19 protein-coding genes, 2 pseudogenes and 1 other annotated feature are annotated in these 19,302 nt (G+C 72.3%); of the genes and pseudogenes, 3 read left to right on the forward strand and 18 right to left on the reverse strand.

Features of this window, described 5'->3' with window-relative positions:
* Window positions 1-77 precede the first annotated feature (77 nt).
* The 16 genes and pseudogenes from FZ988_RS10005 to FZ988_RS10080 form a co-directional block, all read right to left on the reverse strand.
* Window positions 78-986 (reverse strand): HIT family protein, encoded by a 909-nt coding sequence (locus tag FZ988_RS10005; RefSeq protein ID WP_246169389.1) that lies wholly within the window; start codon window positions 984-986, stop codon window positions 78-80.
* Window positions 980-1,468, reverse strand: coding sequence for a TIR domain-containing protein (locus tag FZ988_RS10010; RefSeq protein WP_149203863.1), 489 nt, complete (start codon window positions 1,466-1,468; stop codon window positions 980-982). The genes FZ988_RS10005 and FZ988_RS10010 overlap by 7 nt, the downstream gene beginning before the upstream one ends.
* A gap of 128 nt (window positions 1,469-1,596) precedes the next feature.
* Complete coding sequence (locus FZ988_RS10015) at window positions 1,597-4,479, reverse strand: LysM peptidoglycan-binding domain-containing protein (protein WP_188079058.1); 2,883 nt, start codon at window positions 4,477-4,479, stop codon at window positions 1,597-1,599.
* Between the two features lie 143 nt (window positions 4,480-4,622).
* Window positions 4,623-5,012, reverse strand: a complete 390-nt coding sequence (locus FZ988_RS10020; protein ID WP_223145087.1) for a pilus assembly protein — start codon at window positions 5,010-5,012, stop codon at window positions 4,623-4,625.
* A gap of 68 nt (window positions 5,013-5,080) precedes the next feature.
* Window positions 5,081-5,527, reverse strand: a complete 447-nt coding sequence (locus FZ988_RS10025; RefSeq protein WP_149203866.1) for a TadE/TadG family type IV pilus assembly protein — start codon at window positions 5,525-5,527, stop codon at window positions 5,081-5,083.
* Window positions 5,527-5,946 carry a TadE/TadG family type IV pilus assembly protein gene (locus FZ988_RS10030; RefSeq protein WP_149203867.1) on the reverse strand — a complete coding sequence of 140 codons (420 nt, stop codon included), beginning with the start codon at window positions 5,944-5,946 and terminating at the stop codon, window positions 5,527-5,529. The genes FZ988_RS10025 and FZ988_RS10030 overlap by 1 nt, the downstream gene beginning before the upstream one ends.
* A gap of 2 nt (window positions 5,947-5,948) precedes the next feature.
* Window positions 5,949-6,155: a hypothetical protein gene (locus tag FZ988_RS10035; RefSeq protein WP_149203868.1), complete on the reverse strand. Its 207-nt coding sequence runs from the start codon at window positions 6,153-6,155 to the stop codon at window positions 5,949-5,951.
* A 17-nt stretch (window positions 6,156-6,172) separates the two neighbouring features.
* Window positions 6,173-7,069 carry a type II secretion system F family protein gene (locus FZ988_RS10040; protein ID WP_149203869.1) on the reverse strand — a complete coding sequence of 299 codons (897 nt, stop codon included), beginning with the start codon at window positions 7,067-7,069 and terminating at the stop codon, window positions 6,173-6,175.
* On the reverse strand, window positions 7,066-7,920 hold the full coding sequence (locus tag FZ988_RS10045) for a type II secretion system F family protein (RefSeq protein ID WP_149203870.1): 855 nt from the start codon (window positions 7,918-7,920) through the stop codon (window positions 7,066-7,068). Before FZ988_RS10045 ends, FZ988_RS10040 begins: the two co-directional genes overlap by 4 nt.
* The gene (locus FZ988_RS10050; RefSeq protein WP_149203871.1) at window positions 7,917-9,359 is read right to left on the reverse strand and encodes a TadA family conjugal transfer-associated ATPase; all 1,443 of its coding nucleotides are present in this window, start codon (window positions 9,357-9,359) and stop codon (window positions 7,917-7,919) included. Before FZ988_RS10050 ends, FZ988_RS10045 begins: the two co-directional genes overlap by 4 nt.
* Complete coding sequence (locus FZ988_RS10055; RefSeq protein ID WP_149203872.1) at window positions 9,356-10,114, reverse strand: hypothetical protein; 759 nt, start codon at window positions 10,112-10,114, stop codon at window positions 9,356-9,358. The genes FZ988_RS10050 and FZ988_RS10055 overlap by 4 nt, the downstream gene beginning before the upstream one ends.
* On the reverse strand, window positions 10,111-10,779 hold the full coding sequence (locus tag FZ988_RS10060; protein WP_149203873.1) for an SAF domain-containing protein: 669 nt from the start codon (window positions 10,777-10,779) through the stop codon (window positions 10,111-10,113). The genes FZ988_RS10055 and FZ988_RS10060 overlap by 4 nt, the downstream gene beginning before the upstream one ends.
* A gap of 27 nt (window positions 10,780-10,806) precedes the next feature.
* Entirely contained in the window at window positions 10,807-11,700 is an 894-nt protein-coding gene (locus FZ988_RS10065) for a hypothetical protein (RefSeq protein ID WP_223145088.1), read from the reverse strand.
* The gene (locus tag FZ988_RS10070; protein ID WP_149203874.1) at window positions 11,694-12,281 is read right to left on the reverse strand and encodes a hypothetical protein; all 588 of its coding nucleotides are present in this window, start codon (window positions 12,279-12,281) and stop codon (window positions 11,694-11,696) included. Before FZ988_RS10070 ends, FZ988_RS10065 begins: the two co-directional genes overlap by 7 nt.
* A 206-nt stretch (window positions 12,282-12,487) precedes the next feature.
* Entirely contained in the window at window positions 12,488-13,411 is a 924-nt protein-coding gene (locus FZ988_RS10075; RefSeq protein ID WP_149203875.1) for a hypothetical protein, read from the reverse strand.
* A gap of 808 nt (window positions 13,412-14,219) precedes the next feature.
* Window positions 14,220-15,212: pseudogene (locus FZ988_RS10080) on the reverse strand (IS30 family transposase); the annotation flags it as partial.
* On the opposite strand from FZ988_RS10080, the pseudogene FZ988_RS19230 reads away from it, so the two are divergent.
* From FZ988_RS19230 to moeB, 3 genes and pseudogenes are all read left to right on the forward strand, one after another.
* Window positions 15,198-15,566 (forward strand): annotated as a pseudogene (locus FZ988_RS19230) (IS3 family transposase); the annotation flags it as partial. The pseudogenes FZ988_RS10080 and FZ988_RS19230 overlap by 15 nt on opposite strands.
* Window positions 15,300-15,407: a sequence feature (AL1L pseudoknot), on the forward strand. It overlaps the preceding pseudogene by 108 nt.
* A 747-nt stretch (window positions 15,567-16,313) precedes the next feature.
* A complete protein-coding gene (locus FZ988_RS18975; protein WP_246169393.1) occupies window positions 16,314-16,703 on the forward strand; it encodes a (Fe-S)-binding protein in 390 nt (129 codons plus the stop codon).
* A 471-nt stretch (window positions 16,704-17,174) separates the two neighbouring features.
* Window positions 17,175-18,335, forward strand: a complete 1,161-nt coding sequence (moeB, locus tag FZ988_RS10090) for a molybdopterin-synthase adenylyltransferase MoeB (RefSeq protein ID WP_149203877.1) — start codon at window positions 17,175-17,177, stop codon at window positions 18,333-18,335.
* A 9-nt stretch (window positions 18,336-18,344) separates the two neighbouring features.
* Here the strand turns inward: moeB and FZ988_RS10095 are convergent, their stop codons facing one another.
* Complete coding sequence (locus FZ988_RS10095; protein ID WP_246169394.1) at window positions 18,345-18,821, reverse strand: MogA/MoaB family molybdenum cofactor biosynthesis protein; 477 nt, start codon at window positions 18,819-18,821, stop codon at window positions 18,345-18,347.
* Window positions 18,822-18,844: 23 nt separating this feature from the next.
* The gene (moaC, locus tag FZ988_RS10100; RefSeq protein WP_223145099.1) at window positions 18,845-19,279 is read right to left on the reverse strand and encodes a cyclic pyranopterin monophosphate synthase MoaC; all 435 of its coding nucleotides are present in this window, start codon (window positions 19,277-19,279) and stop codon (window positions 18,845-18,847) included.
* Window positions 19,280-19,302: the final 23 nt, after the last annotated feature.

The following is a 19,302-nucleotide window of genomic DNA, read 5'->3' on the forward strand; positions in this document are numbered from 1 at the left end:
GTCGCGCTCGTGCCTGCGCACTCGGAGCGCGGACGAACTGGGAAGTGTTGAGGCATCGGGGGACCACACGGCCGGTCCTAGAAGGCCGATACGAGAAGGACCCCCGCACCCACCACGAGCAGTGCGATGTAGAACGGGGCGATCGACCACGAGGCCCAGATCGGCCGATCCGGCACGTAGTTGTGAACGGCCCTCTTCCACTTCGAGACCGCCTGTGCGTCGGCAGGAAGGGGCTCATCGGCATCAATGGGGTCGAGCGTGAACAGCGGGACCCGGCGGCTGGAGCGCGCGACGGTGTTGTAGAGCCTGCGGAATTGCCTCTCGCTCCGGAGGTAGTTGGCGTCGAGGTACGCGAACAGCACCACGGCCACCATGCCCAGGGCTGCCAGCGGCCAGGAGCCCTGAGTGAGCGCGAAACCGAACGTGGCCGTAATGATAGGGAGCAGCCAACCCTTCGCCGACGAAGAAGCCGCCGATTGCCTGGTGACCACGGCTTGGATGTAGTCGAGGTGCTTGCGCCGGTCCTCCGGGGCGAGCGGCGGTTCGGCTGCTGCTCTGAGTCGCTGCGCTGCGCTACGGACCCCGAACATCGCGTGATCCTTCGATGCCTCCGAGTAGCTTGCCTGCACCGGCCAGATCGGCCCCATCGCGTCGTCTGGCCGGCGAGGCACGAGGTGGACGTGGAGGTGCTGAACCGTCTGCGTGGCGACCGCGCCACTCGATTGAATGACGTTGAGTCCCTCCGGCATCAGTGCCTCGCGGATCGCATCGGCCAGCAGCAGCACCGCCCGTGAGAGTTGGGACGCCTCATCGGGCTCAAGCCGCCATATGTCCGGCACGTGCCGTCGAGGCACGACGAGAACGTGTCCGAGAGTTGCGGGCTCGGTCGGGAAGAATGCGACCACGTTCTCGTCGCGATACACCTCCCGGACGTCGGGATCGTCGCGCTCGACAATCGCGCAGAACTCGCACGGCACGCTCACCACATGCGGGCCTTCGCCTGGGCGACCCAGCCCTCCAGGTTGCTGACGAGGTTCGCATAGCTCGCCTTCGTGTCGACGTCCCCTCGCCAGTCCGTCCTCGTAGGATCGAAGATCGGGACTCCGCTGACGCCGGAAGCCTTGTCGAACGGGTTCGCGCCCGGGCGGTCGGCGCTGCCGAAAGACGAGAGGCTGTGGATGCGGATCCCGACCAGGGGCTTCTTCTCGTTCCACGCCTTCTGGATCTCGTAGATCACCCACGGACGACTGGCCGTCTCCTGCCCGATGAGGACGACGACGGCGCGCTTGTGGCGCATCTCGGTGTCGATCCAGTCGACGACGGCCTTCTGGCCGCGTCGCTTCACTTCCTCCCACTGCTGGGCGTTGAGCAGGGGCTGGCCCTCCAGCGCGTTGATGTTGCGCACGAGCTGAACGCGGCTCACGTCGCGCTTGTAGTGGAAGGAGTAGAACACCGTCTTGGTCGCCACCGCTGGCTCCTCACTCTTCAAGGACGAGGTGCCCTCGGCCCACACTTGACAGTACGACCGGCCGCCGACATCTCCGGCCGCATTGGCGCGCCGAGCGTCCTTCGCCGAAGGCGCAAGTGGAGCTGCCGCTACGCGTACTCGCCATCGAGCTCGGCGAGCACCTCCGTCTGGCGCGCCTTGATCCGCGCGGCCTCGTCCGGATCCCCGTGGGCCAGGGCGGCGCTCACTGCGGCATCACAGAGCTCGTCGGAGCAAGGGTCCACGCTGAGTCCGGCCCGGGCCGCGCTCAGTGCGCCGCGGGAGTCGCCGGTGTCGAGCAGCAGCCGGGCTGCCGTCTGGGCGACGTCGGCGATCGTGTTGATCATCGAGTCGATGTCGCGGTCGGCCCATGCGTAGGCGTCGGGCGGGATCCCAGTGAGCGGTCGACCGCGGACGAGCGCGAGTGCGGCCCGGAGCTCGTCGAGACCTTCCGGCCCGGCGTCGAGGCCGCCGAGCGCGAGCCTCCGGAAGTCGTCCCAGTCGGTAGTGACGGCGTCGCCGAGACGCAGCGACTCTCCCTTCTCAGTCCGGGGGAGGTTCGCCTCTAGGACGATCCGGCGTGCCCGGTACGCCAGGCCCCAGCGAGCGACGCCGTCGGTCCGTGTCCCGGGCCACAGGGCCTCGTCAATTGCAGCACCGGTGGTCTGCCCGTTGAGGGCGAGATAGACGAGCAGCTCGGTCTGCCGGGCGGTGAGGTGCTCGCCGGTGGGGATGTTCTGGATGTCGATCACACCCAACACGTTGATCCGCAGGCCCGGCGGTTCGTCGCCGGTGTACGGGTCCGACGCGGCCGGCGGGCGAGGCGCAGGCAGGGAGCCAAGTGCGGCTCGGGCCCCGGGGTAGGAGTCGGGCTCCAGCAAGGGCTGCGCATCAAGGGGAGGCGGCGTTGCGGTGACGAGGAGCTCGGTGATCAGGTCGAGTCCGGCCGCTTCGAGCCGGGCTGCGAAGAAGGGCAATCCCAGGGCGTCGAGGCGCGCCTTGCCACTGCCCTCAACGGTCAGAGTCCACCCGCCCGGGCCGGGGGCGGGCGTGATGAGGACGGAGCCGCTCCACGGCGAGCAGGGAGCGGCGTCAGGCACGTCGTCGACGAACACGACTGGGAGCCACTGATCGGGGCTGATCCGATCCGACCGTGCCTGCAGGGTGTCGTCGAGACCCTGACCGTGCAGGGTCCGGGTGGTGCCGGAGAGACGATCGGCGAGCTGGACGGCGGCCCCCGGCGGGGGCGGGGCCTGGAGTCGGGACGGTGCGCAGGCGCGGGCCAGGGCAGCGAACTCGTCACCTGCGGTCAGCCCGATCCGGCCGGAGAGCTCGCTGGTGGCGAGCTCCGCGACGATCGCGCGCAGCACACCGCCGGCCGCTTCTGCGTCGCCGACAACCCGCAGGGTGCCCGCCGCCTCGAGGTTGAGCAGCACGGTCGAGTGGTCGGTGTGGCCCAGGGCAACGAGGGCGGGGTAGGGCTCGGGGACATCTCGGCGGTCGACCGACGTGAGAGCGGCGAGAGTCGCGGTGGGCGCGGTCCAGGTGGCTGGGCCGTCGCTCATGAACGGTGCAACGGGGTGTGCGTCCTCGTCGACGAGGTGTAGGACCACCCGCTGGGGGCCGACCTCGATCGCGCCGATTCGGGGCAGGTCCCGCTCGGACGCGAAGCAGGCGTCGGCGAGGTCGTCGAGAGCAGTGCGCAACTGCGCGAGCGACAGCGGCGTGGGGGTGGATCGCCAGGTGCGCTCGGCGTCGTCGGCCGGTGAGCCCGGCACGGGTCGAGGCACCTGCCTGCCGGTGCGGCGGACTCGGCGTTGGAGGAGACGGCGTCGGGCGAGCTCGCCGATCAAGCCAGCGGCCGCGAGGCTCGTCAGGCCCAGCACCAAACCCGACGGGACAGCAGCAGCGTCAGGCTCGCCGTCGCTGGCGGCGCCGTTCCCGTCAGGCTGGTCCGCGTGCGCGTCAGGCACATGGTCGAGCGCGTCAGGCTGGCTGATCACAAGGGGTGAGGGAGCGGACGTGGCAGCGTCAGGCTCGGGGACGACGGAGTCCGCCGGCGGCGCGTCAGGCTGGCCGGCGATACCCGAGTCAGCGTCAGGCACAGGCGCGGAGGTGGGCGGCTCGACGACGGCCACGTCAGCCTGACCGCCCTCGACCGCCGACGGCAGGGTGAGGATCCAGCCGGGGCGGATCAGGTCGGGGTCTGTGAGCGCGTCTCCGTCAGGCTGCCGCACGCCAAGGTTGAGCGCGACGATCTCGGGGTACCGCGCACCATCCGCGAGGTGGGTCGCGGCGAGGTCCCAGAGCGTGTCGCCTGGAACGACGACCACGCGTGTTGGCGGCTCAGCGGTGGCCGATGGCGCTGGCGCGTCCGGGACGTCGACGGCGTCGGCGGGCAGCCGGAGCTGCCAGCCGGGCTCGATGTCGTGCGCGTCGGTCAGGGCCCGCCCGTCGGACTGAGCCCGCCCCAGGTTCAGGGTCAGGATCTCGGGGTAGCGGCCGCCAGCGCCGAGATGACGCTCGGCGAGGAACCACAGGCTGTCCCCGTCCTGGACGGTGACGACCGGCAACCGATCCTCCGCACGCGGAGCGGGCGCCGGAGGAGACTCGCTGCGGATCGCCGACGGTGGGCGCGTCAGGCTGACGGCGTGGCCGCCGGCCGCGTCAGGCACCAGCTGAACAGCGACAGTCTCAGGGCCGGCCACCGCCATCGGGCTCTGCGTGGGGCCGGCCAGAGTGAGCAGCGCAGCCCCGACCAACGTGGCGGCGGTGCGCTGGACGAGCCCGAGGGCGTGAACCGGTCGGGCGGTGGTGTTGCGCAGCGCAGCGCGGGTCTCGATGACGACGGCGTACGTGAACGCTGCCCAGGCCAGCCAGGCGACAAGGCGGATCGCCGCGACGGCCAGTCGCCCGTCGTCGGGACGCATGACGATGTGCAGGACCTCGCTCCACACCGGCCATGCCTGTGGCAGCCCGATCGGCGCGACCATCCACAGCACGAGTGGGACGCCGACGACGCCGACAAGCAGCGCGAGAGCTGCACCGAGCCCGGCCGCCGTCTGCCGCGGAGTTCGCCTTCGCGACGGCGTTCTCGTCTGGGGTGAGCGTGCGGTGCTGGCGCGGTGGGTGGTCGTCATGGTTGGTCTCCGGTGACGGCGTGGACGAGCGTGACCGAGGCGTGCCCGGTGACGGTGACCTGCGTGATGCCGATGAGGGACAAGAAGGCAGTGGGGCGCGTCAGGGTCACGGACACCTCCAGGTCGCGGCCGTCCGGGGAGATTGAGACCTGTCCCGGAGCGTCGGCGGCGGTGAGGTAGGCGTTCGCCGCGTTGGCGGCTGCCTGCCGGTCGACCCGGACCGGCTCGCCGCCGACTGCAGCCGGTAGGTCGATGGCCTGCCCACTTGCTCGGGCGGCCTCGGCGGCGAGGGCGTCGGCCTCCTGAACGGCCCGCACCTTCACCCCACCGTCGGCGATCAGGCCGATGATGAGCAGCAGCCCCACCATGCTGACGGCGACGAACACTGAGATGGAACCTCGCTCAGGACCGCCGGCTGCGCCGATCCGCCGGATCACCCACTGCCTGGCGCGGCTCATCGTGACCTGAACCTGTCCAGCGGAGAGACGCCCTCGGCGCCCATCGTCCGACTTCCAGGCAGGCCCGGGATGGCCAGATCGGCCATCGACACCGAGCACTCGACGGAGACGCGGACGACGGCGTCCTGACCCACCGGCGCCCGGTAGCCGGTGACGTCGACGCTGACCGCCGTCGTGGCGCAGTCGATCCCGGCAGCGGCGAGCTCGCGGTCGGCCGCGGCGACGGCGGCTTCGCGGGCCTGGTCCGGGGTACGGGCCAGGGATGCCTCGCGGGCTGCGGACCGAGCGGCCTGCTCGACGGCTCCGCCGGCGACCTGGACCCGTCCGGCCAGGATGAGCGCTCCGAGGACGAGCAGCAGGGCCGGCGCGAGGATGGCGAGCTCCAGGGTCACCGACCCGCGGTCGTCCCTTGCGGCGGGCAGCCGACGGCGGAGGGCGCGCATCAGGGCTCGCCCGGGGTCGTGAATCGCTCGACGGGGCCCTGGGCGGACTGGACGATCTGCGGACCAGGAACGAGCGGCAGGAGGGAGAGGGAGCGTCCGCGCACCTCGACGGCGACGTGCCCGGGACTCGGGGCGGTGACGCTGACGGCTGAATCGAGCACCAGGTCCCCGGCGTGCTCGGCGAGGAACGCCTCGGCCCGAGTACGACCGTCGTCCAGGACCGCCCCTTGTGTACGGGCTGCCGTCGCGCCCTCGGCGGCGGCGGCCTGGGCCAGGGTGCGCGCGTGGAACCAGAGGCCGTACTGCAGCAGGGCGACCACGATCAGCAGCAGCACGGGGAAGACGATCGCCAGCTCGAGGCTGACTGATCCGTCGTCGCGCCGCAGTGCTGCGCGCAGTCGCTCGCGGTGGTCACCCATGGTCAGGTGATCTGGTCCAGGCGACGGTTGACGGCCACGGTGACCACGGCGACCAGGGCCGCCGCGAGGGCGATGAACCCGAGGATGAGGATGACGACCTCGAGGGTCGACGCCCCGGTGTCGTCGGCGGGACCGACCCGCTCGCGGACCGCGCGGCGGGCGCTGGCGAGGTAGCCGGTCAGGACGGTGAGCATCACTGTCAGGGGCATGGTCGTTCCTCTCGAGGTCAGCCGAACATCATGCGAACGAAGGCGGGGTAGGCGACCAGCGCCATGAAGCACAGGCCGAGCAGGGACACGGGGACGACCATGTGCTCGCTCGCGGCGTTGGCGTCGGCGACCTGCGCGGTGAGGAGCTGGGTCCGCAGCGAGGCGGCACGCGCGCGCAGGGTGGCGTAGACGGCGGCGCCGTCGTGCCCGGCGACGGCCATGATGTCGGCGAGGTCGCCGAGCTCGACGACCCCGGTCCGCTCGGCGAGCTCGGCCAGGCCGGTCCATGCGGGGCGTCCGGCCAGCTGGGCGCGCAGGAGTGCGTCTCGCAAGCGGTCGAACTCGGGTGACTCGCCGATGGCGGCGGCCCGATCCAGGGCCTCGGTGGTGCCGGCGTCAGCCAGCCGCTCCAGGGCGACGAGGTCGATGTAGGCGCCGATGGCCGCGCGCATCGAGGAGCGGGTCGCAGTGGCTTCGCGGCGCACCATCAGGTCGGGGATCCAGAACAGCACACCACCCAGCACGATGCCCACCGCCAGCGGGACGGCCGCCGGGGCGCGGATCCCGGCAACGGTGAGCAGACCGGTGAGCACGGTCGGGAAGATCAGTCCGAGCAACCCGTAGCCGAGCTTCTGGGCCGCGAGGTGCTCCACCGTGCGGTCCAGCAGGCGCAGGTCGGCGCCGAACCGGGCGAGGCCCAGACGCTCGGCGGCCCCGGGGAGCAGCACCCGCACGAGCCACCCGCGCGCGCCGACGTGGGCGTCGACAGACGGGGCCATGGGTGCGTCAGGGTCGGGCAGCAACAGGGTGACGGCCGACGCGAGATCCGGTCGTCGGGGAGTGAAGCCGACGACGACCATGCCGATCCCGACGGCCAGCAGCAGCCCTGCGGCGAGGGCGAGGTAGGCGGTCATGTGGGCTCCTTGGTCGGTGCGAGGAAGCGAGGCTCGGGGGCGGGCAGCGCGAGGCGTCGCATCCACAGCAGGCAGCCCACGAAGCCGGCGGAGATGACCGCGAGCACGACTTGGCCGAGCGGGTCGCCGTAGGGCGCCAGGTAGGAGCCGTTGACCGCACCGACGGCGAGCATCCCCAGGGTGATCACGGTCACGGCCTTCGCCGTCGTGCGCGGCCGGGCCCGCTCCGCCTCGATCCGTCGGCGGGCGGCGACGTCCTCACCGACCGAACCGGCGACACCCGCGAGCACCGAGGCCAGACCCGGTCCGCGCCGGTGCGCGGCAAGCATGAGTGCGGCGACCACGAGGTCTCCAGCCGGGTCGTGCAGGTCTCTCGCGAAGGCGCGGAGCGCCCGCTCGGTGGGCCACCTTGCTGCAAGCCGAGCAACGAGCGCGCCGACCTCGGTGCGCAGCGGTGCGGGGCAGGAACGCGCGGTGGTGGTGATCGCCTGCTCCAGCCCGGTGCCGGAGGTGAGCACGTCAGACAGGCGCCGGGTCCACTCCTCGATCGCCTCCACCCGAGTGATCCGTGCCTGCGCGGCACTGGTCGTGGACAGCAGCACGGGCAGGCCGACGACGGCGGTCACGGTCAAGGCTCCGGCGACCGGCCAGCGCGAGATCGCCCACACAAACGCGCCCGCGGCGAGCGCGATGGGCCAACGCCACCGTGCCCAGCCGGCCGTCGGTGTGGTGCGTCGTGTGCGACGAGGCAGAGGTGGCAGCAGGTCGGTCGTCCCGCGCCATCCGGCGAACGCGAGGAGCAGGCCCGCCACGGCGGCAGCACCCGCGAGGCCGCCGAGCAGTGGCCTCATCGTGGATCACCCCTGTGCAGCGGCCAGGGCGCCCACGTGCCGGCCCGGTGGGCGAGCAGGCTCGGGTCGAAGCCCGCGCGCACCAGCCGGGCCAGGGACTCGGGATGGTGCAGCGGGACCGCGCGACCGTCCTCGCCGGGGCCGAAGACCGTCGTCGTCGTGGGCCGTGAGCCTTCGCCCAGACCGTTGATCTCCACGACCTGGGAGACGAAACGGTGCTTGCCGGCCTCGTCGTCAAGCAGCTCGATGTGCACGATCAGGTCGACCGACCCGGCCAGCAACCGGTAGGCGAAGGTCTCGGTCATCTGGATCCCGGCCGACAGGCACAACGTGACGATCCGGTCGATGCCGTGCTGCGCCGTGCGGGCGTGAAGCGTGCACAAGGACCCGTCGCCGGTCGACATCGCCTCGAGCATCGGCAGCACCTCGGCGCCGCGCACCTCCCCGACGATGATCCGCCGCAGGTTCAGCCGCAGGGCATCCGTCACCAGGTCCGACAAGGTGACCTGCCCGGCGCGACGCCCGGCGGCATCGGTCTCCGCCGAACCCTCGCGCGCCTCCATCGGCACGACCCGGGGGTGGCGACCCGGCAGGTCGTCGAGGTGGAGCTCGTACTCCTTCTCGATCGTGGCAAACCGCTCCTGCGGGCCGAACTCGTTGGCCAGCGCCCGGATCAGGGTGGTCTTGCCGGCATTCTGCAGTCCGGTGACGATGATGTTGCGCCCCGCTCGCACCGCGGCGCGAAGGAAGGCGGCCAGCACCGTGTCGAGGGTGCCGAGGCGGACCATGTCGTCGAGGTCGACGTCCCGGACCCGGTGACGACGGATGACCACCTGCGGGCGCGCCACGGTCCACGCCACGGCCGCCAGGCGGGAACCGTCAGGCAAACGCAGGTGGAGGGCGGGGTGGGCGGGGGAGAACATCCGCTCGGCGCCACCGGCACGAGCGGCGAGTAGCTGGAGGATCTCGATGAGCTCGGCGTCGGAGTCGGCGATCGGGGGGTGCGCGACCTCACGGCCGTCGGCGTAGCAGACCCACACGTTGGCGTGCCCGTCGACCTCGATGTTCTCCACGTCGGGGTCGTCGACTAGGGGTTGCAGGCGTCCGACGCCGAACAGCGCGGCCATCACCGCCGCCGACGTGCGCAGCTCGGCCTGCCTGGACCACGTCGGGGAACCGGCGCGGACCCGGGCGCGGCGCCGTTCGGCGAGCTCGCCGGCGATCAGTCCGCGGGCCAGCTCGCGTCGCGCGGCGTCGTCGCTGACCGGCTCGGCTTGCAGACGGGCGGCCAGGGCCTCGGCGACCACGCGCCGGACGTCGGCGACAACGGCGGGGTCCGGGGCATCATCCGGCTCGGGTGGAGTCGGCACCGCGTGCAGTGGTCGGGGCTCGGGCGCACCGCGATGGTCGCGCCGGGGGAGCTCGTCGTGGTCGCTCATGGCGCTACCCCTGCCGGGAGCCCGGCCAGCACGGACTGGGCCAGGGCGCGAGCCGAGCGCAGCAGCACGGAACGCTCCCATCGCCCGGTGGGCGCCTCGCCGGCGTTGAGTGCGTCAGCAGCCGGGGTCTCGAGGGCGAGCGTCGCCACCGGTGTCCGCAACGCTCGCTCGACCTCACGAGCCGTGTAGGGGTGCCGCTCACCGACGACGAGCGGGACGGGAGTGGGCCGAGGTGCACGCAGGGCGGTGAGGCGACGCATGGCCGCAGCGGTGGCCACGACGGCCGGAACAGTGGGGCTCACCGCGAGCAGCAGCGCATCCGCCTCGGCGAGCAGGCCAGTGGGCTCCTCGGCGTGCCCTACCCGACCGGCGTCCACGATCACGTCGGTGGCCTGGTGATGCAGGTCGCTCGCCAGGTCCGGCAGAGCCGCCCACAACGCGGCCAGCGAGCGTGCCTGGACCGGGTCGCTGATCCCGGGCAGCACCAGGCGGGTGGCATCTGGATCGAGGGCGACGGTGTGCGCGAGGACGTCGGCTGCGTCCGGGGCGCGGACGTCACCGGCCAGGGCGAGCACCCCGGCCTCGGTCGCGACCCGAGCCGCGAGCGCGCCACCGAGCAGGCCCGAGCCCGACGGATCGGCATCGACCAGCAGGGCCCGTCGGTCCGTGACCTGCGGCCACACCCACGTCAGAGCCAGCGCCGCGGTCGTCACGCCCGGTGCCCCCGACGCCGAGCACAGCACCAGGCACGTCACGGCCGGTCCCCGGCGTCCAGGAGCACCAGGGCGAACCGACCCGACGCCGCGCGCGCGGCCAGGCCCGCGCCGTCGTTCTCGTCGGCAGCGACGTCGAGCACGCTCAGCCCATTCATGTCCGGCTCGCCCAGGCGGATCACTGTCACCTCGAAGGTCCGCGGTGCGGTGGGCAGCGGGTCCGCGCCGGCAGTCGGGGCGTCCACCACGAGGAGGCGGTCGCCGGCTTGGACGCCGCCGGCAGGCAGTCGTTCGGAGTTGACCGGGAGTGGCACGAGCACCTCGCCGTCGCCCGGCGGCGCATCGGCGGTGACCTGGGCGGGCGACAGTAGGGCGCCGGCCGGCAGGTCGGTTGCCGCGACGAGGCCGAGCATCGCGTCGAGCTGGTCTGCCGGAACGGTCTCGACCAGGGTGTCGACCGCCACGGCGGTGAGCGTCAGGTCACCGGCGACGAGCGTCTGGCCGTAGGGGACGTCGCGTGCCACCACGAGCACATCAGTCCGTCCGCCGGCCGCGCCGACGAGCCAGGCCACGAGGGCACCCGCGAGGGCGGTGACCATCAACCCGCCGGCGATCACGCCACGGCGACGGCGCGGGCGCGCAGCGGCGAGGCGGGGCTGGTGGGTGGCGCCCGTCGTGCGGGTACCGGTGGTTGTCGTGGTAGCCATGTCGGGCCCCTTCCACGTCGGTGGTGCTCAGCCGGTGACGAGAACCTGCAGCTCGCCGATGCGGACCGTCGTCGCCGAGGTCCGGGTCACGGTCAGCGACCCTGATGTGCCGCCGCCGGACCACGTGACCTCCCAGGTCGTGGTGGCGGTGACGGGGTAGGCGTCGTCCGGCAGGCCGGCCGACGATCGCTCGTACTGGTAGTCGCAGGTGGGGGAGCGGACGGCGCCGTCGCTGTAGGGCGTGCCAGGTCCGGTGCACACGCGGGTGTTCCCGTCGCCCATGTCCCAGACGATCTGCGTCGCCTGCGCGCGGGCGGTCACTGACAGGCCCGGCACGGACGCGGTCGCCGAGTTCGGCCCCCACGTGGTCGGAGTGACGTCGGTCCAGAGCCAGACAGGGACGCCGACCAGACCTGTCTGGTCCGAGGCGATCGTCAGGTGGATCGCCGGACCGGTCAGGCGCATCTGGTCGACCGCCCGCTGCGCCATCTGCGCCGGCGTGATCCCGACGTCGCCGAAACCCGGCGGCGTGGTGGCGAGCCAGGTCCAGCCCCCTCCGGAACCACCGAACGGCAGCCCACTGCAGGTCACCACATAGATCGCGCCGTCGGGGTAGTGACCATCCCAGGCGAGGTTCGACGCGTCCGGCTGAGGCGTGAGCAGGTCGTAGTAGCAGCGGTCTGCGTCGTTGAACCAGCCAAACGTCTCGGAGAAGCACGGAACGACTTCTCCGGTGTGCCAGGTGCACATTCGCGCCTCGCCAGTGTCGCCGCCGCCGGTCGAGCCGCCGGGGGTCGGCGGCGTGACCACGGTGACGGTGCAGGTCTCGCGGTGCGGATCGCAGACGACGGTGGTCTCGGTGGCGGCGGCCGACGGCATGCCCAGGGCGGCCGAGAGGGCGAGCACGGCGGCGGTCAGCACGGCGCTTCCCGGTCCACGACGTAGGTCCGGATGGTCCAGCGGTCGTCGTAGAAGTAGGCGGTGGCCGTCGCGGAGACGCGAGTCGCCTGCCCGGGAGCAGCGGCTGAGTCCAGCGTGTCGCGGAACACCGGCTGCCAGTCGGCAACGTCGACGCAATCCGCGATCGTCGCGGTGCCCTCGGGTCCGGTCACGACCTCGGTGACCGTCGGGCTCAGGATCGGCTCGCCGACCATCATGATCCGGTCGGACCTGAAGTCGAGGACGGTCGAGTAGACGTCGGTCAGGGCGGTGTCGACCGCGTAGGCCTCGAGTGTCCCATCGGGCTCGACGGCAGGGTCGGCGAGGATCGCGACCTTGGTCGCCCAGTAGCCCCGGTAGGCCTCGAGGATCGCCACCTCTGCTGCTGCGACGTCCGGGTCGGTCGTAGGCGTCGGGCTGGGGGTTGCAGTCGCGGTTGTCGTGGGGCTGGGGGGCGGCGTCGTCATGGGCGTGTCATCCGGCCCGGTGCAGGCCGCGAGAAGGGTTGCGGTGGACACGATGAGCGCCCCCGCGATGACCTTGGACAAGTTGTTCAGCGACATGATCGGCCGCCAGTCCTCAGGGCGCCGCCCCATGGCGCCCTGCGGTCGGAAGCCCCCATGACACACCCGGTTTGACCATGGCGCAACCGTGCTTCCACGGTCTGTGGATAGCCGTGCCGCCGTTCGTCGTCGTGTGAGCCCCATAGATGAAGGGGTGCGCGAGGACGACCAACATGAGGGGTCCTGCCTATGGAGCGGTGGCGAGCTCAGCTCGCGCGGGCGCGGATCGCGCTGGTCAGCTCGTCATCCGGGAGGGGCAGCACCGGCGAGGGACGGTTGCGTACCCGCGTCGAGCGCAGCGCGGCGCGCAGCTCATCGTCGATGGTGAGCGAGCCGCCAGCCCCTATCAGGCGGGGCAGGAGGCCAGGGTTGTCCGCCGTGCCGCGCAGGACGATCACCAGGCGCCGGGCCTGCCACGCCGGGAGACCGAGCCGATCGGCCATGACCCGCCAGCCGTAGGTCGTCCAGCCGTGCGCGCGTCGGGTCCACCGGGTGCTCCGGGTGGTCGGGGTGTCGTGGAGCACGTCCTCGACGATCACGGCGGCCTGGCCCTCGGGCCAGCCGGCGGCGACCAGGGCGTCGATGGCGGTGTCCATCGCGTCGGTGTTGCGCAGCCGGTTCCCGTCCCGCCCGACCTGCGGGATCTCGGCCTGCCTCAGATCGTCCAGCCGGACCACGGGCTTGGTGGCCTCGCCGCCGTCGGCGTTGGCGAGCTGCCAGGCCCTGCGCGGGGAGGTCGGGTAGCGGGCGCAGGTCGCTTCGGTCAGGATCGCATGTCGAGCGGCGGACCAGACCACGCCCCACGGTGAGGCGGCGGAGCGCAGCGACGGGCTGGTCAGCACCTCCCACACGTCCTCCCATGCGGAGGCCTCCGCCTGACCCGAGGCTGCCCCGCGCATGCCCAGGTCGACCGCGAGGGGCCGGACGAGCGACTCGCGGATGTAGGTCATGAGCACCCGGCCGGCCTCGCTGTGCCAGCCGTCGAGGTCGATCTGGGCGAGCCAGGCGAGGAGCGTGCTGTTCTCGCGCGGCTGGGTGAGTGTTGGCGGCGGGATGGCTGGGGCGGGCGCTTCCGGGCCCGGTGGGGCTGGCCGGGACGGTCGGGCGATCGGGTCGGGGACGGCGGACATCGTGGCCTCCAGGAGTCGAACGGACTCCTGGAACGCTCCTCAGTCAGCCTCGACAAATGCCTGACGGACCGGAGAGTCGTGGATGACCCGGCGCGTCAGGCAAGTTGTGGACGGCGTGCGTCAGGCTGACGCGCGGGTCTGCAGCAACCCCCTCTCGCGCACAACGCAGTGCCGCGGACGGGGCACCCCCGACGGAGTACCGCGTGAAGATCGGCCCTGACCGATCTGGCGGACGCACGCCCTACTGGACCGCTACCAGTTCGCGTGCGTGAGCCGGGGACGCGGCCCCTTGGCTAGAACGCCAGGCACTGTTGCGTTCCGCCACGGGGCCAGGTCCACGTACTGGAACGACTGTGGAGGGCGAAGCGTCGGATCGAGGTCCTGCAGGCGAAGAGCGCGCACGAGGCGTCGCGGGTCCCTAACGAGGATGCCGACTCCCTGGTGGTTGCCTCGGTAGTAGTCCCGGAAGGCCTGCCTGCCGATGCCTGCGTGGGCGCGGTGGCGTCGCCACAAGGCCGTTGGGCTGGCGACGTCATAGCCCGCGATCTCGAAAGCGCCGAGAGATGTCCTCCTGTCTGAGGTCGCCGATGACGGGGCAGACGCGAGGGCCGTGACCGGGGGACAGACCTATTGCGAGTTGACGGCTCAGCAGGCTTCTATCAAGTCACTCCCGGCCAGGGCCCTCGCCCTGTGGACCGTCGTGGACATGTCAACGGCGAGCCTTCCGGCACGTGTTCTCAGAGTCACCCGACGGTCCCGCCGGACTCCTCCCATCGGGGGAGTCCCGCGTTCTCAGCCTGCACCAATAGGTGTTCTCGTTGCTGCCGCGCTGCCAGGGTGAGTGCGGGTTGCAGAAGTAGATCGGGATGCCGATCGCGGCGGTGGACGCGACGTGCTTGGCCATCTCCGCGCCCTGGTCCCAGGTGATCGTGCGTCTCAGCGACACCGGTAGCGCGGTGATCGCCTCGCGCATCGCGACCTCGACCTGCTCGGCGCTCTTGCCCTCGCCCAGGGGCAGCAGGAGCGTGAGTCGGGTTGAACGCTCCACGAGCGTCCCGACGGCGCTGCGGCTCTGCTCGCCCAGGATGAGGTCACCTTCCCAGTGCCCGGGAACGGCGCGGTCCTCGACCTCGGCAGGACGTTCGCTGATCATGACCATGCCGGGGATCCGTCCACGTCCGTCCACGGCCGTGCGGGGCTTGCGCGCGGTCCGCCCCGAGCGCAGGCAGCGAGCGGCTCACGGCGCAGCTGTCCGCGGCCCTGGACGAACAGCGACTGGTAGACCGTCTCGTGGCTCACGTGCATCTCCGGGGCGCCAGGATGCTCCAACCGTATAGGCGGGCGGAGATCTCCTGCGGCGACCACAGCTGCTCGAGGTTCGTGGCGACCTCCTGCAGCAGCAGGCCCGTCGCGAGCTTGAACGGCTTGGGGCGTCGGGCCTGGGCGCGGGCGTGTTCGTGGGCGCCCCACGCCGAGTACTTCTCCCGGCCGCCGGCGCGGGCCACCTCCCGGCTGATGGTCGATACCGCACGGCCCAGCCGCCCAGCGATCGCGGTCAAGGACAGGCCCTGAGCCAGTCCCACCAGGATCTGCTCACGTTCAGCGATCGTCAGGCACCCCGACCGCGGATCCACCCGAACGGCTTGGCGCCCATGTGGCGACCGGTGCGGACCATGAGCCCGACCATCGGCGCACTGCACCCGATCTCCCGCGCGATGTCGACCAGCCGCCAGCCCTTCGCGTGCAACCGCAGCGCGAGCTGCTTCTGCTCCCGACTGAGATGACCATGCTTACCCTGCATCCGGACCCTTCCGTGATCGGCTTCCGCCTCATCTCACAGGGCCCGTTGCACCGACCGCTTGAATCCGCCGATCCTGCGGACGGCGTCGACGTATTTCGCCGCGGCGGAGCTCGACCGCCGATTGAAGTGATCGTCGGCCTCGACGAGGACAAGGACCGTCTCGGGGTCGAGCCGATCTGCCTGCAGGTCGCCCCGAGCACCTACTACGCCGCCAAGACCCGCCCACCGTCGGCCAGGTCGATCCGCGACGCCGCGACGACCACCCTGATCAAGAAGGTGCATGCGAAGAACTACGGCGTCTACGGGATTAACAAGATCCACGCCGAGTTGAACCGGCAAGGCCACCGGGTCGCACGTTGCACGGTCCACCGGCTGATGCGCGCGGCCGGGCTGCGCGGCATCACCCGCGCCAAGGGCCTCGCGCACGACGGTCCCCGGCGCCGGGCCGGACACCCGCCCGGATCTGGTCGACCGGGACTTCACCGCGACCGGCCCGGACCAGTTGTGGGTCGCGGACATCACGTACTGCCGGACGTTCTCCGGATGGGCCCGCGCGGCGTTCGTCATCGACGTGTTCTCCCGGCGCGTGATCGGATGGTAGCTGTCGAAGTCGCTGCACACCGACCTGGCCCGGCACGTTCGTCACCCGCGGCTGGTCGTCGCCGGAGGTGCACGACGCAGTCGACCTCTGCCTGGCCTGCAAGGCCTGCTCGTCCGACTGCCCGGCGCAGGTCGACATGGCCGCCTACAAGGCCAAGGTGCTCTACCGCACCCTTTCGGCGGCGGCTGCGACCGGTGGACCACACGTGCTGGGCCGGCTGCTGTGTGGACCCGGCTGGTGACGGCCGCGTCGGGGCTCCCGTCCGTGGTCAACGCCCTGCTGCGGGCCCGGCCGCTCGACCGGGCCGTGCTCAGGGCCGGTGGCCTCGACACCCGCCGCCACATGGCCGACTTCGCGACCAAGCCGTGTCGCGGGGCGGCGAGCTCGTCGCCGGACGTCCGCATCGTGTCGAGCCCCGACGAGCCGGCGGCGATCGGCCAGGACCCGGCCGGGGCCGGGTCGGGTCGACCGACGCCGGTATCCCTGCCACCCGCCGGCTGGTGCTGGTGTGGACCGACTCGTTCTCGGACACGATGAGCCCGTCCGTGCCGCACGCCGCGGTCACGGTGCTGCGCGCCGCCGGGTTCGAGGTGCTGGTCAGTGATCATGGCGCCTGCTGCGGCCTGACCTGGATCACCACCGGTCCGCTCGACGGCGCCCGCAGCCGGTTGCGGCACCTGCTGGAGGTGCTCGGCCCGTTCGCGGTGAACGGCATCCCGATCGTCGGTCTGGAGCCGTCGTGCACCGGCGTGCTGCGCAGCGACCTGCTCGAGCTGCTGCCGGACGACCCCCGGGCGGCCGCCGTGGCCCGGGAGACACGCACCACGGCCGAACTGCTCACGGCCCCGTCGCCGGTGGGCCCGGGGGACAGCTGCAGACTGCCCCACTGACATCCGTCACCGCGGTCGTGCAGCCGCACTACCACCACTACTCGGTGATGACGTACACCGCGGACCGCACGCTGCTCACACAGGCCGGCGCTCAGTTCCCCGAGCTGGCCGGGTGCTGCGGCCTGCGGCCCGGCGGGCAACTTTCGGCATGCAGAAGGGCCACTACGATGTCTCGGTCGCGGTGGCGCGCCACGCGCCGCTGACGCCCTGGACGCCGCGGCTCCCGGCGACGTGTACCTGGCAGACGGCTACTCCTGCCGCGGCCAGGCCGCCCAGCCGGCAGGCGTGCAGGGGGGCCACCTCGCCGAGCTCCTGGCCGCCCACCTCTGAATGCCGTGCGGGGGCGTCGATCCGCGCAGGGATCGCACACCCGACGACGGACGCGCGGGACGTACGGCCCGCGCCGTCGCGCCGCTGCGTGCCTAGCGTCAAGCCGTCGCCACCCACGGCGCCGTCCCGAAGGAGTTCCCGATGCCCCTGCCGCCGCTCGTCGAGCCCGGCCCGTCCCTCAGCACGGCCGAGCTGACGCGGTACTCGCGGCACGTCCTGGTTCCCGGAGTCGGTGACGAGGGCCAGCGCCGGCTGAGCAACGCGCGCGTGCTCGTGGTCGGCGCCGGTGGGCTGGGCTCCCCGGTGCTGCTCTACCTTGCCGCCGCCGGCGTGGGGACTCTCGGGATCGTCGACTTCGACACCGTCGACACCTCCAACCTGCAGCGCCAGGTGGTGCACCCGACGTCGGCGGTCGGCCTCCCCAAGGTCGACAGCGCGGCGCAGACGGTCGCCGGGACCAACCCGCACGTCGTGGTCGAACGGCACCCGATCCGCCTCGACGCCTCGAACGCGCTCGACCTGGTCAGCCGGTACGACCTCGTCGTCGACGGCTGCGACAACTTCCCGACGCGGTACCTGGTCAACGACGCGTGCGTGCTCGCCGGCAAGCCGTTGGTGTGGGGGTCGGTGCTGCGGTTCGACGGGCAGGTGACCGTCTTCTGGTCCGCGCCGCCGGAGGGGCACCGCGCCATCCAGTACCGCGACGTCTTCCCGCGCCCCCCGGCCGCCGGCACCGTCCCGTCGTGCGCGCAGGCCGGCGTGCTGGGTGCCGTGTGCGGCGCGGTCGGGTCGGCGATGGCGATCGAGGCGCTCAAGCTGGTCATGGGCGTCGGCGAGCCCCTGCTCGGCCGGATGGCGGTGCTCGACGCTCTGGCCGGCACGTGGCGGCACGTCCCGCTGCGGCCGTCGCCGGATACGCCGGTGATCACCGAGCTGACCGACCAGGACGAGGTGTGCGACGTCGCGCTCCCGACGATCGCGGCGACGGAGCTCGCGGGCCGGCTGGCGGCCCGGGAGCGCGGCGAGGAGGACTTCGACCTGGTGGACGTGCGGGAGCCCGACGAGCACGCGCTGGTCGCCATCCCCGGGTCGCGTCTGGTGCCGCAGGGGCTGTTCGCCGACGACGAGGCGTTCGACGAGCTGCCACGCGACCGGGACGTCATCCTCTACTGCCGCAGCGGCGTGCGTTCCGCCGACGTGCTGCGCCGGGCCCGCGAACGCGGCCTGTCCCGGGCGAGCCACCTCGGGGGCGGCGTCCTGGCCTGGGTGGACGAGGTCGACCCGGCTCTGCCGCGCTACTGAACGACGGCCCTACCGGGCCGGACCGTGCCCGTGCCGCGGGTGGTCGCCGCCCGCGACCTGCTCGGTCGCATGCACCAGCGCCGCCCCGACCGCCGCCAGGCTCTCGAGGACGGCACGCGTCGACCCCGGCAGGTTGACCACGAGGGTGCGGCCCGCCAGCCCCGCGACGCCGCGGGAGAGCACCGCCGCGGTCGCACCCGCCGCGACGCCGGCCGTCCGCACCGCCTCCGCCAGACCCGGCACGGGCCGGTCCAGCAGCGGCGCGGTCTGCTCGGGCGTGGCGTCGTCGGGCGCCAGCCCGGTGCCGCCCGTGGTGACGACGAGCGCGTAGCCCTCGTCGATGGCGTCCCGCAGCGCGGATCCGACCGCCGGCCCGTCCGGCACGACGACCGCGTCGCCGACGTCGAACCCGAGCGAACGCAGCGTCTGGGCCGCGGCCGGCCCCGACTCGTCGGCGTACACGCCGGCCGAGGCCCGTGTCGACACGGTGACGACCAGCGCCCGCCGGCTCACTCGCCCGGTCGGAGCCACTCGCCCGACCTCCCGCCCGCCTTCGCGACGACGCGGACGTCGCTGATCACGGCGCCACGGTCCACGGCCTTTACCATGTCCACCAGCGCCAGGCCGGCGACCGCGACGCTGGTCAGCGCCTCCATCTCGACGCCGGTGCGGCCGGCGGTGCGGACCGTCGCGGTGATCTCCAAGCCCTCGTCGGTCACCTCGAGGTCGACCGTGACGCCGTGGATCGCGATCGGGTGAGCGAGTGGGACCAGGTCGGGCGTGCGCTTGGCCGCCTGGATGCCGGCGATGCGCGCCACCGCGAGCGCGTCACCCTTGGGCACCCCCTCGCCGCGCAGCAGCGCGACGACGCGAGGGGACACGATCACCCGCCCGCGGGCGGTCGCCGTCCGCAGGGTGACCGCCTTGCCGGCGACATCGACCATCCGGGCCGCCCCGTGCTCGTCCA

Source organism: Actinotalea subterranea (genome assembly GCF_008364845.1).
GTDB lineage: Bacteria > Actinomycetota > Actinomycetes > Actinomycetales > Cellulomonadaceae > Actinotalea > Actinotalea subterranea.